Consider the following 12,389-nt stretch of genomic DNA (forward strand, 5'->3'; position numbering starts at 1 on the left):
CATGTTCAAGAAAATACTCATCGCCAACCGCGGCGAAATCGCCTGCCGCGTCGCCGCCACCGCCCGCCGGATGGGGATCCAGACTGTGGCTGTTTATTCCGATGCCGACGCCAGTGCCAAACATGTGCAGGTCTGCGACGAAGCCGTGCATGTGGGCGGCTCTGCACCCAAGGACAGCTACCTGCGGTGGGAGCGCATTTTGCAAGCGGCCAAAGACACGGGTGCACAGGCGGTTCACCCCGGCTATGGCTTCTTGAGCGAGAACGCAGACTTTGCCAAGGCCTGCACCGCCGCCGGACTGGTGTTCATCGGCCCGCCCGCTTCGGCGATTTTGGCGATGGGCCTCAAGGCCGAATCCAAGCGTCTGATGGAATCCGCCGGTGTGCCCTTGGTGCCTGGTTACCACGGCGCTGACCAAGACCCGGCCTTGCTGCAACGCGAGGCCGACCGCATCGGTTACCCCGCCCTCATCAAGGCCAGCGCGGGTGGCGGTGGCAAGGGCATGCGCGTGGTCGAAAAGTCCGAAGACTTCGCCGCTGCATTGGCCAGCTGCCAACGCGAAGCCCTCCACAGCTTTGGCAGTGATGCGGTGCTGATTGAAAAGTATGTGCAGCGCCCGCGCCACATCGAGATCCAGGTGTTTGGCGACATGCAAGGCCACTGCGTGTATCTGTTTGAGCGCGACTGCTCTGTCCAGCGCCGCCACCAAAAAGTGCTTGAAGAAGCCCCAGCCCCCGGCATGACCGAGACCCTGCGTGTGCAAATGGGCACTGCTGCCGTGGCGGCGGCCAAGGCGGTGAACTACGTGGGCGCAGGCACGGTGGAATTCATCGTCGAGCAAACAGCTTATGACCAGCCTGACGCCATGAAGTTCTTTTTCATGGAAATGAACACCCGCTTGCAGGTGGAGCACCCGGTGACCGAAGCCATCACAGGACTGGATCTGGTGGAGTGGCAACTGCGCGTGGCCAGTGGCCAGCCGCTGCCGCTGCAACAAAGCGAGATCTGCATGAAGGGCCACGCCATCGAAGCGCGCATTTGCGCCGAAAACCCAGACAACAACTTCCTGCCCGCTACCGGCACCTTGCAGGTCTACCGCAAACCGCAAGCGTCCAGCTTTGAGAGAAGCACGGTGCGCATCGACGACGGCGTGCGCGAGGGTGACACCATCAGCCCGTTTTACGACTCGATGGTGGCCAAGCTCATTGTGCACGGTGACAACCGCGAGCAGGCGTTGGCGCGGCTGGACACCGCCTTGGCGCAGACCCACATCGTGGGCCTGAACACCAATGTGCAGTTTTTGCGCCATGTGGTGCGCTCGCCTGCTTTTGCCCAGGCCCAACTCGACACCGCACTCATCCAGCGCGAAAGCGCCGTGCTCTTCAACCAAGACCCGGTGGGCCTGCAAGCCGCTGCAGCGGCGGTCATTGCCGATGCACTGCAATTTGAAGCCGCAGCCCAGGGGCCTGACCCCTTCAGCCGCCGCGACGGCTGGCAGTCACACGGCACCACGCGCCGCCGATTTGAGCTCGAATACGACGGTCAACCCGTGCGAGCGGTGTTGACTTATGGCGCACAACTGCACTTGCAAGTGGGTCAGGGCCCTGAGTCGGTGCTGCAGTTCACGCCCCAAGGCGATGGCCTGTGGGTTCAGTTCAATGGCGCGCGCATCCACAGCACGGTGCATGCACAAGGTGAAACCTGCCATGTGTTCACCCCAGAGGGCGCCACCCGCATCGGCCTGTTGGATCCACTGGCCCACGCAGGTGAAGCTGTGCAAGAGGGTGGGCACCTGACCGCCCCCATGCCCGGCAAGGTGGTGTCATTCGCCGTCCAGGAGGGTGACCGTGTCAAGGCCGGTCAGGCCTTGGCGGTGATGGAAGCCATGAAAATGGAGCACACCATCCGTGCGCCCAAAGATGGCACCGTGACCGAACTCTTGTATGCGCCGGGTGAGCAAGTCGCCGAGGGGGCAGAGTTGCTCAAGCTCGGCTGACAAAATCCAATCATGAAAATCACCGTCTGCTTTGACAAACTCGACCCAACACCTTGGGTGCAGGGCTTGCAACACGCTTTCCCTCATGCCAGCGTTTCCGCTTGGGTGACCGGTGCACCCCAGGTCGACCACGCCATCGTCTGGGCCCCACCTCAGCAGTTCATCGACGAGCAGACTGGCCTGCAAACCTTGTTCAACATTGGCGCGGGCGTCGATGCCTTGCTCCAGTTGAAACTGCCACACCATCTGAAGGTCGTGCGCCTCGATGACGCCGGCATGTCGGTGCAGATGGCCGAATACGTGTGCCATGCGGTGATCCGGCATTTTCGTGAATTCGACGGCTACGACGCCGACACCCAGTTGGGCAAATGGTCTTACCGCAAGCCGCGAAGCCGCGCCGACTTTGCTGTGGGTGTCATGGGGTTGGGCGTGCTGGGCGAGCGCGTGGCCAAGGCGCTCCAGGTGTTTGATTTCCCGGTCAATGGTTACAGCCGCAGTGCCAAAGACCTGCCTGGCATCCGCTGCTTCAGCGGGGCGCAGAGCTTGTCCGAATTTTTGGCCGCAACGCGGGTGCTGGTCAACCTGATGCCCCTCACGCCTGAGACGGAAAACATCCTGAACCAAGCCAACTTGTCGCAGCTGCAAAAAGGCGGCTACCTGATCAATGTGGCCCGCGGCAAGCACTTGTTGGAAGAGGACCTCATCCATTTGATCGACAACGGCCACATGTCCGGGGCCACGCTCGACGTGTTCCGCACCGAGCCCTTGCCGGCCGATCACGCTTTCTGGCAACACCCCAAAATCACCGTCACGCCGCACACCTCTGCCCGTACCCTGCGCGAAGAAAGCATTGCGCAAATCGTGGGCAAAATCCAGGCCTTGCAGCGTGGTGAACCCATCAACGGTGTGGTCGATCATCAGCGCGGGTATTGAAAGTTAACCATGCCACTGCCTTTCCGTGTCCAGCTCATCGACGTCGGCCCCCGAGACGGTCTGCAAAACGAAAAGCAGCCCGTGCCCGCTGCCGTCAAGATCGAATTGGTGCACCGCCTGCAGACCGCAGGCCTGACCGAGATCGAGGTCACCAGCTTCGTCAGCCCCAAGTGGGTGCCGCAAATGGCGGACAACGCCCAGGTCATGGCGGGCATTCAACGCCAGGCGGGTGTGCGCTATTCGGTGCTCACGCCCAACCTCCAAGGCTTTGAAGCGGCCCTCCAAACTCAGCCTGACGAGATCGTGGTTTTTGGCGCGGCCAGTGAAGCCTTCAGCCGCAAAAACATCAACTGCTCGATCGCCGAGAGCATCGAGCGTTTTGCCCCCGTGGTCCAGGCCGCACTGGCCTCGGGCATCGCGGTGCGCGGCGCGATGAGCTGCACAGTGGGCTGTCCTTACGAGGGCGATGTCGCGCCCGAACGCGTGGCTTATCTGGCAGGCCTGATGAAGCAGATCGGCGTGCAACGTGTGGACGTGGCCGACACCATTGGTGCGGGCACACCGCTCAAGGTGCAAAAGGCGATGGAGGCTGCGCTGTTGCATTTCGATCTGGACCATGTCTGTGGGCACTTCCATGACACCTATGGCCAGGCCTTGTCCAACACCTTGGCCGCCTTGCAACTGGGCGTGTGGAATTTCCAAGCCTCGGTGGCGGGCCTGGGTGGCTGCCCTTATGCCAAGGGCGCCACGGGCAATGTGTCCACCGAAGACGTGGTGTACATGTTGCATGGCATGGGCATTGAGACGGGCGTGGATCTGGACAAGTTAATCGATGCGGGGGCGTACATCGGCGATTTTCTGGGCCGCCAACCGAACTCGAACGTGGCCAAGGCCATCCTCAACAAACGCTTGGGCTGAAACATGTGCGGGTCTGAACTCCACACCCTGCCCGAGGGCGTGCAACGCGTGGCCAGGGCATTGCAAGACGCGAACCACCCTCATGCCCCGGTCATGCTCGATGGCGCGGCCCGAACAGCCCAAGAAGCAGCGGATGGCCTGGGCGTGCAGCTGGGCCAGATTGCCAAGAGTGTGATTTTCAAACGCAAGGAAGACGGTGTGGCCGTGCTGGTGGTGACGTCGGGCGACCGCCGAGTGGACGAGAAAAAAGTCTCTGCCCTGGTGGGTAAGATCGGCCGAGCCGATGCCGACTTTGTGAAGGCCCAAACCGGCTTCACCATTGGCGGCGTCTCGCCCGTGGCGCATCTGAACCCGCCCATCACCTTGCTCGACCAGGACCTGTGGCGCTTTGCTCTTATTTGGGCCGCCGCTGGGCACCCGCATGGTGTGTTTTGTTTGCAGCCTGAAGACCTGAAACGGCTGACCGGTGCGTCTGTGGCCGATGTGGCGCAAGCTTTGACGACCGAGGTGTCTGAGGAAAACCGATGAACGATTACTACTGGGACAAATTGGAGGCGCGTGCCCAGGAATACCTGGCCAAACCCACGCCCCCAGCGCCAAATTCGGTGCCATCGCCTTGTATGTCGCTGTGCTTGATGCACCCCAGTGCCGAGTGGTGTGAGGGGTGTTTGCGCACCCTGTCAGAAGTTGGCGGCTGGAGCCGCGCCACTGCAGCCGAGCAGCACCAGGTGTGGGTACAAATCCCTGAGCGCTTGAAAAACCGCCGCGAGCTTGAACAATCCAAGCGCTGAAGCCTGCGCACTTTCACCATGAAAACCATCACCTTTTATCTGGACTTCATCTCACCCTATGCCTGGCTGGCCTTTGACGCCTTGCCGCAAGCGCTTGAGGGCATCAGCCACCGGGTGGTGCACAAGCCCTTGTTGTTTGCGGCTTTGCTCAAGCACCACGGGCAATTGGGCCCTGCAGAGATGCCCAGCAAACGCGATTGGACTTACCGCCAGGTGTTGTGGTTGGCCCACCAACAGGCGACCCCTTTGCAGTTGCCAGCCGCACACCCCTTCAACCCGCTGGGCCTGCTGCGTTTGGCTGCGGCGTGCGATGAACAAGGTCAACCCAACCGATTTGTTTGTGAAAAAATCTTCCGGCATGTGTGGTGCACGGGTCTGGATGCGGCAGATCCTGAACGCCTGGCGGCGCTCCATGCGGAACTTTCGCCCCGTTTGGCGCCCAACGGGGATCAGGTGAAACAAGCTTTGCAAACCCACAGTCAGGAGGCCATTGCTGCCGGCGTGTTCGGTGTGCCCAGCTTCGTGGTGGACGATAAAGTGTTTTGGGGCCAAGACGCGCTGCCGATGCTGCGCGCCTATTTGCAAGGCGATGCTTGGTTTGACGGGCCCGATTGGCAAGCCCCAGACCGGTGTTCGGTCGGGATCAAGCGCACCGCTTAAGGTGGGTTGGCGTCTTCAGACGCTACCTCGAATTGAGCTTCCCATCGGTTCACCAGCCAAGCGTAGACTGCCACAATCGCCAAAAAGACCAGCAGCGAGCCCTGTGCACTGAGCCAAAAATGCAGAGGCCACCCCGCCACCTTGAACGACAGGTCGCGGGCAAAAAATGGCAGCACAAAATTCACGCACACCCACACGCCCAACAGCGACGCGGTCAACACCCTTTTGCGAAAACGAAGTGGGGATGGCATGTCAGGCGCCGATGCGTTGCGCGGTATCTTCAGCAATCCACTGCGCCGCTTTTTCAGCAATCATGAGGGTCGGGCTGTTGGTGTTGCCGCTGGTGATGGTGGGCATCACACCCGCATCGACCACGCGCAAGCCCGCCACCCCCCGCACCTGCAAGCGCCCATTGACCACCGCCATCGGATCGTCTTCTCGCCCCATGCGGGTGGTGCCCACCGGGTGGAAGATGGTGCTGGCGATGTCCCCGGCCAACTTGGCCAGTTCTTCGTCGGTTTGGTACTGCACGCCGGGCTTGAACTCTTCGGGTGCAAAAGGATTCATCGCGTCTTGCGCCATGATGCGACGCGTCACGCGCAAGCTGTCGGCGGCCACCTTGCGGTCCTCGGTAGTGGCCAGGTAATTCGGTGCAATGGCTGGCGCATCTTCAAAGCGGGGACTGGTGATGTTCACCGTCCCTCGGCTGGTCGGGTTCAGGTTGCACACGCTGGCCGTGATGGCCGGGAAGCTGTGCAGCGGCTCACCAAATGCGTCCAGACTGAGCGGCTGAACGTGGTACTCCAAGTTCGCGTGCGGCTGCGATGGGTCACTCTTGGTGAACGCGCCCAACTGGCTGGGCGCCATGCTCATGGGACCTGACCGTTTGAAGGCATATTCCATGCCGATCAAGGCCTTACCCAGCAGGCTGTTGGCCAAGGTGTTGAGAGTTTTGGCCCCTTTGACTTTGTAAACTGAACGGATTTGCAGATGGTCTTGCAAGTTGGCGCCCACGCCGGCCAAGTCGTGTTGCACTTCAACGCCTTTGTCTTGGAGCAGGGCAGCAGGCCCAATGCCCGACAGCTGCAAAATTTGTGCAGACCCGATGCTGCCGGCACTCAAAATCACCTCTTGCGTGGCCTTGACCTCGACCATCTCCAGCCCCGTCCAAACCCGAGCGCCCGTGCAACGCTTTTCGCCGTTGGCCTGGGTTTCGATGATCAGTTTGGAAACTTGCGCTTTGTTCCACAACTCAAAGTTGGGCCGTGAATAGCAGGTGGGGCGCAAAAAGGCCTTGGCGGTGTTCCAGCGCCAACCGCTGCGCTGGTTCACATCAAAGTAAGCCACGCCTTCGTTGTTGCCCCGGTTGAAGTCGTCGGTGGCCGGAATACCCGCCTGCTGTGCGGCCTGAGAAAAAGCGTCCAACACGTCCCAGCGCAGGCGCTGCTTTTCGATGCGCCATTCTCCACCCGTGTTGCGCCCGCGCAAAGTGTGCAGGTAAGCGCCCTTGGGCAAATCGGTGGGGGCCAGCAATTCGGATTTGGCGCCTTTGGCCCCGTGAAATTCGTTGGCACCGTTGTAATGGTCTTCGTGCAGCTTGAAGTAGGGCAGCGCCTGGTCCCAACGCCAAGCATCGTTGCCGGTGATCTGTGCCCACTGGTCGTAGTCGCGCGATTGGCCGCGCATGTAAATCATGCCGTTGATGCTGGAGCAGCCGCCCAACACCTTGCCACGCGGGTAGCGCAGTCTGCGGCCGTTCAGGCCCTCGGTGGGTTCGGTTTGGTACATCCAGTCCGTGCGCGGGTTGCCAATGCAGTACAGATAGCCCACCGGAATGTGGATCCAGTGGTAATCGTCTTTTTTACCGGCTTCGATCAGCAGCACGCGCTTGCTGGCATCGGCACTCAGGCGGTTGGCAAGCAAGCAGCCTGCAGTGCCACCGCCCACGATGATGTAGTCAAAGGTGTTTTCGTTCATGGATTGTTTTGTTTGGACTGCAAGGTTCAAGGCAATGGCGCTGAGCGTATGACTGTAATGGATGAGGCCATGGTTGAGGGGCAGGCAAAACATGGGCTTGCACACATCAGACCCCTGGCTTGGTGCCATGGTCTGAAAAAACTTTGGGAAATTACCCTCGGTATCTGGTGATTTGCCGTAATGTGAAATAAATATCAAGGGTTAACGATTGGTTTGTAAGTATTTGTTGGCTGCCAGTCAGACAGGGGAAAGTGCGAGCCCCAAGAATCGCGCCAAGTTCCCGTGTTGGGGACTCTTTTTTGGAGACAGCTCTATGGCTACAACAGCAGCCCGCCCGATGACGGCGGAAGAGAAGAAGGTGATTTTTGCCTCTTCTCTGGGTACGGTTTTTGAATGGTATGACTTTTATCTGTACGGCTCATTGGCCGCCATCATTGCCAAGCAGTTCTTCAGCGGCTTGGACGAAGGCTCTGCTTTCATCTTTGCGCTGCTGGCCTTTGCTGCCGGCTTCATCGTGCGTCCTTTCGGCGCCATTTTCTTCGGCCGCTTGGGCGACATGATCGGCCGCAAATACACCTTCTTGGTCACCATCTTGATCATGGGTGTCTCGACTTTCATCGTGGGCATCTTGCCCAACTACGCCAGCATTGGTGTGGCCGCGCCCGTCATCCTGATCTGCCTGCGCTTGCTGCAAGGTTTGGCTTTGGGTGGTGAGTACGGTGGTGCCGCCACTTATGTGGCCGAGCACGCCCCAGCGGGTCAGCGTGGTGCTTACACCGCCTGGATCCAGACCACAGCGACTTTGGGCTTGTTCCTGTCGCTGATGGTGATCTTGGGAACACGTACCATCATCGGCGAAGAAGCTTTTGCTGACTGGGGCTGGCGCGTGCCTTTCCTGGTTTCGGTGATCATGCTGATCATCTCGGTGTACATCCGTTTGAGCATGAACGAGTCGCCTGCTTTCGTGAAAATGAAAGCCGAAGGCAAAACCTCCAAGGCCCCTCTGTCCGAGTCATTCGGCCAGTGGAAAAACCTGAAGATCGTGATCTTGGCCTTGTTTGGCTTGGTGATGGGTCAAGCGGTGGTTTGGTATTCCGGTCAGTTCTACGCTTTGTTCTTCTTGACACAAGCCTTGAAAGTGGAAGGCGCTACCGCCAACGTCATGGTCGCGATCTCTTTGATCATCGGCACACCGTTCTTCGTGATCTTCGGCACGCTGTCGGACAAAATCGGTCGTAAACCCCTGATCTTGGCCGGTTGCTTGTTGGCTGTGGTCACTTACTTCCCTGTGTTCAAGGCTTTGACCAAAGCGGCCAACCCAGACCTGTACGCTGCGCAGCAGTCCGCTCAGGTGACGGTGACTGCCGATCCAGCCGAGTGCTCGTTCCAGTTCAATCCCACAGGCACCAAGAAGTTCACTTCTTCGTGCGACATCGCCAAACAGCGTTTGGCTGGTGCTTCGGTTTCCTACGAAAACATTGCAGCGCCTGCGGGCACACCTGCTGTGATCAAAGTGGGCGAGACCGTGGTGAACGTCAAGTACTCGGCTGAAGACATCGCTGCTGCCAAGGCCAAGGCCGAGGAAAAGCTGGCCGCTCTGAACGCTGCTGAACCCAAAGACGCCAAGGCCATCGAAGCGGCCACCAAGTCGGTCAAAGACCTGAGCAACGAGAAGACCGCGGGTAACACCCTGTTGGCTTCCAACCTGGGCGCTGCTCTGAAGGCTGCGAACTACCCTGCCAAAGCCGACATGGCCAAGTTCGACAAAGTCACCGTGATCATCATCCTCACCTACTTGGTGTTGTTGGTGACCATGGTTTACGGTCCTATCGCCGCCATGCTGGTGGAGATGTTCCCCACCCGCATCCGTTACACCTCCATGTCTTTGCCTTACCACATCGGTAACGGCTGGTTCGGTGGTTTGATGCCGACGACTGCTTTTGCGATCGTGGCCCAGACCGGCAACATGTACAACGGTTTGTGGTACCCCATCATCATCGCCGGTGCCACGGTGGTCATTGGTGGCTTGTTCATCAAAGAAACCAAAGACGTGGACATCTACGCCAACGACTGATCTTTTTTGTAAGCATCCCGGGGTGACTCGGGTGCTAAATTTCAGGCCTTCCCTCTGTGGAGGGCCTTCTTTTTTTGGAGATGAATGATGTGGAAACTCGTTGTTGGATTCGTGATCTTTGCTGCCTTGGCCTTGTATGTCATCAGCAAAGGGGGTGACAGCTTGGACATGAGCGGTGAAAAGCATGGTGCTGACGCTGTGCATGTGGAACCCGCCAAGGCCGATGCCTCTGCACCTGCTGCAGCACCGGCTCCTGAGGCCAGTGCGGCCAAGTAAGCACCATGACAGCGCCGGGCTAATGGTCCCGGTTGCTCCAACCAAGCCACGCGGTAGCGCGGTTTTGTTGTTGCCAACAGTCAGATGTTATGGAAATGGGGCACCAGCCTTGGTCACGCCGTTTGCTTGATTGTGGCGGCCATGGTGCGTGACTGTGGGGTGTTTCTATTGGGATCTGCATTGCCAACCGCCTTGAATGAGGCATGGCACAACCGGCCCATGCGAGTGGGCAAGTCCACGGATGATCACGCATGCAGCCCGCCCACCCGAAGGCGCCAGCCTGCTGGCGAAAAGCCGAAGCGGCACCATGCTTTTGCTTGCAGTCAAGCTCCTGTGAAGCACGGCCATCGCTCCTCCCGCGCAGGAGCCAGCCTGCTGGCGAGCGCAGTCCCAAGCGCCCACCGGGTCTGCCCGCGCAGTTGAAAGAGACAGCCTGCCAGCGAGAAACAAAGCCACAAACCAAAATCGGCAGCTGGCGGGCACCTGCAAGGACAGCAAAGCTCCACAAACCGAAATGCCCCAGCAGGCAGTCTCCTATTGGGCGATGGGGTAGAATAACGGCCATTCCGAGGAGCGTTGCAGCGTCCCCCAACTTTTGAGTTGTCAGCGGGGCGTGAGGCTCGGAACCTTCATCAGCAACGACGCTCATCCACACGACGTGCGGTGAGCCTGTTTTTCCCCATTCAGAACTCTGCGCATGCGTGTGGCCCATCCTTAATTGCTTTGGAGCGAAACTATGAATGCACGTTTGAACAACACCGTGAACACCGATTGCGTGATTGCCGACATCGGCTTGGCCGATTGGGGCCGCAAAGAAATCAAAATTGCCGAGACCGAAATGCCCGGCTTGATGGCCATCCGCGAAGAGTTCAACAAGGCTCAGCCTTTGAAGGGCGCGCGCATCACAGGCTCTTTGCACATGACCATCCAAACGGCTGTGCTGATCGAGACCTTGCAAGCCCTGGGTGCCGATGTGCGCTGGGCTTCTTGCAACATCTTCTCGACCCAAGACCATGCCGCCGCCGCGATTGCCGCAGCTGGGACGCCGGTGTTCGCGATCAAAGGCGAAACCCTGGCCGATTACTGGGACTACACCCACCGCATTTTTGAATTTGGCGCGGCCCACACCGAAGGCGAAGGCCCCAACATGATTTTGGACGACGGCGGCGATGCCACCTTGCTCATGCACCTGGGCAAGCGCGCAGAAACCGACGCATCCTTGATCGCCAACCCCACCAGCGAAGAAGAAACCTGCTTGTTCAACGCCATCAAGGCCAAGCTGGCCGTGGACCCCACTTGGTACAGCCGCAAGGGCGCGCACATCATTGGTGTGACCGAAGAGACCACCACTGGCGTGCTGCGCTTGAACGAGATGGCCGCCAAAGGCAGCCTGATGTTCCGCGCCATCAACGTGAACGACTCGGTGACCAAGAGCAAGTTCGACAACCTTTACGGCTGCCGCGAATCTTTGGTGGACTCCATCAAGCGCGCCACCGACGTGATGATTGCCGGCAAAGTGGCCGTGGTGGCCGGTTACGGCGATGTGGGCAAAGGCTCTGCCCAAGCCCTGCGCGCTTTGAGCGCCCAAGTCTGGGTGACCGAGATCGACCCGATCAACGCCCTGCAAGCCGCGATGGAAGGCTACAAAGTCGTGACCATGGAATACGCGGCCGACAAATGCGATATTTTTGTGTCGGCCACCGGCAACAAAAACGTGATCCGTTACGAGCACATGGCCGCCATGAAAGACGAAGCCATCGTCTGCAACATCGGTCACTTCGACAACGAAATCGACGTGGCTTCACTGGAAAAGCTGCAGTGGGACGAGATCAAGCCCCAGGTCGACCACGTCATCTTTCCCGATGGCAAAAAAATCACGCTGTTGGCCAAAGGCCGTTTGGTGAACTTGGGTTGCGCCACCGGCCACCCCAGCTTTGTGATGAGCGCGAGCTTTGCGAACCAAACCATCGCTCAGATCGAGTTGTTCACCAAGCAAGACCAATACGAATCGGGCAAGGTCTACGTGTTGCCCAAGCACCTGGACGAAAAAGTGGCCCGTTTGCACCTCGAAAAAGTCGGCGCCATGCTGACGGTCTTGAGCGACGAGCAAGCGTCCTACATCGGCGTGTCCAAAAATGGCCCATACAAAGCCAACACCTACCGCTATTGAGCCAGCGTGAGCCCAGACACCTTCGACGGTTTCTCTTTCTGCAGGCGCTTGCCTGCAAGCGAATGTGTGCGGACCACAAACCGTCTTTTCGCCAGCAGGCTGGCTCCCATGAGGAGGGCTTGGGGCATGTTCGCGGCTTGCCCACCTCTTTGGAGCTTGCCTGAAAATGAAGGTTTTGGTCACTTTAGGGGCTTGCCCGCAAGCGAATTGATGCGGGCCACAAACCGCGTTTCGCCTGCAGGCTGGCCCTTGCGCTGAGTGCGTACAGCGGGTTCGCAGGCACCGCAATCCTTCATTGATTTTTTATTGTTTTTCTGACTGAAACCTACCGAATGCGCATTGATCAACTTCTCGTCGAACGTGGCTTGGCTGCGTCTCGTTCTCAGGCGCAGCGACTGATCGCCGGTGGCGTTCGGTGGCAGCAGCCCAATGGGGAGTGGCGTGCCATAGTTAAAAATCGCGACGAGGTGCCCGAGGGGGCCGCCTTGGAGTTGCTTGACGATGCCGAGTCGCGCTATGTCTCGCGCGGGGGGCTCAAGCTCGAAGGGGCTTTGAAGGCCACGGGCGTTAACGTGCAAGGCCTGCGCTGTCTGG

The 12,389-nt window shown here is 59.2% G+C and carries 12 protein-coding genes and 1 riboswitch; of the genes, 10 read left to right on the forward strand and 2 right to left on the reverse strand.

The window, feature by feature from the left end; genetic code table 11:
- Position 1: 1 nt before the first annotated feature.
- Genes Q0O19_RS06045 through Q0O19_RS06070 form a run of 6 tightly spaced genes read left to right on the forward strand, consistent with a single transcriptional unit; the run spans position 2 to position 5,298 of the window.
- Positions 2-1,996 (forward strand): acetyl/propionyl/methylcrotonyl-CoA carboxylase subunit alpha, encoded by a 1,995-nt coding sequence (locus Q0O19_RS06045; RefSeq protein WP_295520969.1) that lies wholly within the window; start codon positions 2-4, stop codon positions 1,994-1,996.
- A gap of 12 nt (positions 1,997-2,008) precedes the next feature.
- Positions 2,009-2,929 (forward strand): glyoxylate/hydroxypyruvate reductase A, encoded by a 921-nt coding sequence (locus tag Q0O19_RS06050; RefSeq protein WP_295520970.1) that lies wholly within the window; start codon positions 2,009-2,011, stop codon positions 2,927-2,929.
- A gap of 9 nt (positions 2,930-2,938) precedes the next feature.
- Positions 2,939-3,847, forward strand: a complete 909-nt coding sequence (locus tag Q0O19_RS06055; RefSeq protein WP_295520972.1) for a hydroxymethylglutaryl-CoA lyase — start codon at positions 2,939-2,941, stop codon at positions 3,845-3,847.
- Positions 3,848-3,850: 3 nt separating this feature from the next.
- A complete protein-coding gene (locus tag Q0O19_RS06060; protein ID WP_295520974.1) occupies positions 3,851-4,375 on the forward strand; it encodes a YbaK/EbsC family protein in 525 nt (174 codons plus the stop codon).
- Positions 4,372-4,638 (forward strand): DUF1289 domain-containing protein, encoded by a 267-nt coding sequence (locus Q0O19_RS06065; RefSeq protein WP_295520975.1) that lies wholly within the window; start codon positions 4,372-4,374, stop codon positions 4,636-4,638. The genes Q0O19_RS06060 and Q0O19_RS06065 overlap by 4 nt, the downstream gene beginning before the upstream one ends.
- Before the next feature lie 18 nt (positions 4,639-4,656).
- Complete coding sequence (locus Q0O19_RS06070) at positions 4,657-5,298, forward strand: 2-hydroxychromene-2-carboxylate isomerase (RefSeq protein ID WP_295520977.1); 642 nt, start codon at positions 4,657-4,659, stop codon at positions 5,296-5,298.
- Here the strand turns inward: Q0O19_RS06070 and Q0O19_RS06075 are convergent.
- A complete protein-coding gene (locus Q0O19_RS06075) occupies positions 5,295-5,549 on the reverse strand; it encodes a sodium/substrate symporter small subunit (RefSeq protein WP_295520980.1) in 255 nt (84 codons plus the stop codon). The genes Q0O19_RS06070 and Q0O19_RS06075 overlap by 4 nt on opposite strands.
- A gap of 1 nt (position 5,550) precedes the next feature.
- Complete coding sequence (locus Q0O19_RS06080; protein WP_295520982.1) at positions 5,551-7,275, reverse strand: GMC family oxidoreductase N-terminal domain-containing protein; 1,725 nt, start codon at positions 7,273-7,275, stop codon at positions 5,551-5,553.
- Between the two features lie 313 nt (positions 7,276-7,588).
- Between Q0O19_RS06080 and Q0O19_RS06085 the strand changes: the two genes are divergently transcribed.
- The 4 genes from Q0O19_RS06085 to Q0O19_RS06100 form a co-directional block, all read left to right on the forward strand.
- Positions 7,589-9,349, forward strand: coding sequence for an MFS transporter (locus Q0O19_RS06085; RefSeq protein ID WP_295520984.1), 1,761 nt, complete (start codon positions 7,589-7,591; stop codon positions 9,347-9,349).
- Positions 9,350-9,436: 87 nt separating this feature from the next.
- A complete protein-coding gene (locus Q0O19_RS06090) occupies positions 9,437-9,625 on the forward strand; it encodes a hypothetical protein (protein WP_295520986.1) in 189 nt (62 codons plus the stop codon).
- Between the two features lie 562 nt (positions 9,626-10,187).
- Positions 10,188-10,279: riboswitch (S-adenosyl-L-homocysteine riboswitch) on the forward strand.
- Positions 10,280-10,361: 82 nt separating this feature from the next.
- Positions 10,362-11,795 (forward strand): adenosylhomocysteinase, encoded by a 1,434-nt coding sequence (gene ahcY / locus Q0O19_RS06095; protein ID WP_295520988.1) that lies wholly within the window; start codon positions 10,362-10,364, stop codon positions 11,793-11,795.
- Positions 11,796-12,127: 332 nt separating this feature from the next.
- Positions 12,128-12,389, forward strand: a 262-nt coding sequence (locus Q0O19_RS06100; protein ID WP_295520990.1) for a S4 domain-containing protein, incomplete at its 3' end; no start/stop codon positions are given.

It is taken from the genome of Limnohabitans sp. Rim8 (genome assembly GCF_945869175.1).
Lineage (GTDB): Bacteria > Pseudomonadota > Gammaproteobacteria > Burkholderiales > Burkholderiaceae_C > Limnohabitans_A.

Bases quoted from the DNA above. Each gene is read 5' to 3' on its own strand.
- Q0O19_RS06045 (WP_295520969.1), top strand. From the start codon at position 2: ATGTTCAAGAAAATACTCATCGCCAACCGCGGCGAAATCGCCTGCCGC.
- Q0O19_RS06050 (WP_295520970.1), top strand. From the start codon at position 2,009: ATGAAAATCACCGTCTGCTTTGACAAACTCGACCCAACACCTTGGGTG.
- Q0O19_RS06055 (WP_295520972.1), top strand. From the start codon at position 2,939: ATGCCACTGCCTTTCCGTGTCCAGCTCATCGACGTCGGCCCCCGAGAC.
- Q0O19_RS06060 (WP_295520974.1), top strand. From the start codon at position 3,851: ATGTGCGGGTCTGAACTCCACACCCTGCCCGAGGGCGTGCAACGCGTG.
- Q0O19_RS06065 (WP_295520975.1), top strand. From the start codon at position 4,372: ATGAACGATTACTACTGGGACAAATTGGAGGCGCGTGCCCAGGAATAC.
- Q0O19_RS06070 (WP_295520977.1), top strand. From the start codon at position 4,657: ATGAAAACCATCACCTTTTATCTGGACTTCATCTCACCCTATGCCTGG.
- Q0O19_RS06075 (WP_295520980.1), bottom strand. From the start codon at position 5,549: ATGCCATCCCCACTTCGTTTTCGCAAAAGGGTGTTGACCGCGTCGCTG.
- Q0O19_RS06080 (WP_295520982.1), bottom strand. From the start codon at position 7,275: ATGAACGAAAACACCTTTGACTACATCATCGTGGGCGGTGGCACTGCA.
- Q0O19_RS06085 (WP_295520984.1), top strand. From the start codon at position 7,589: ATGGCTACAACAGCAGCCCGCCCGATGACGGCGGAAGAGAAGAAGGTG.
- Q0O19_RS06090 (WP_295520986.1), top strand. From the start codon at position 9,437: ATGTGGAAACTCGTTGTTGGATTCGTGATCTTTGCTGCCTTGGCCTTG.
- ahcY (WP_295520988.1), top strand. From the start codon at position 10,362: ATGAATGCACGTTTGAACAACACCGTGAACACCGATTGCGTGATTGCC.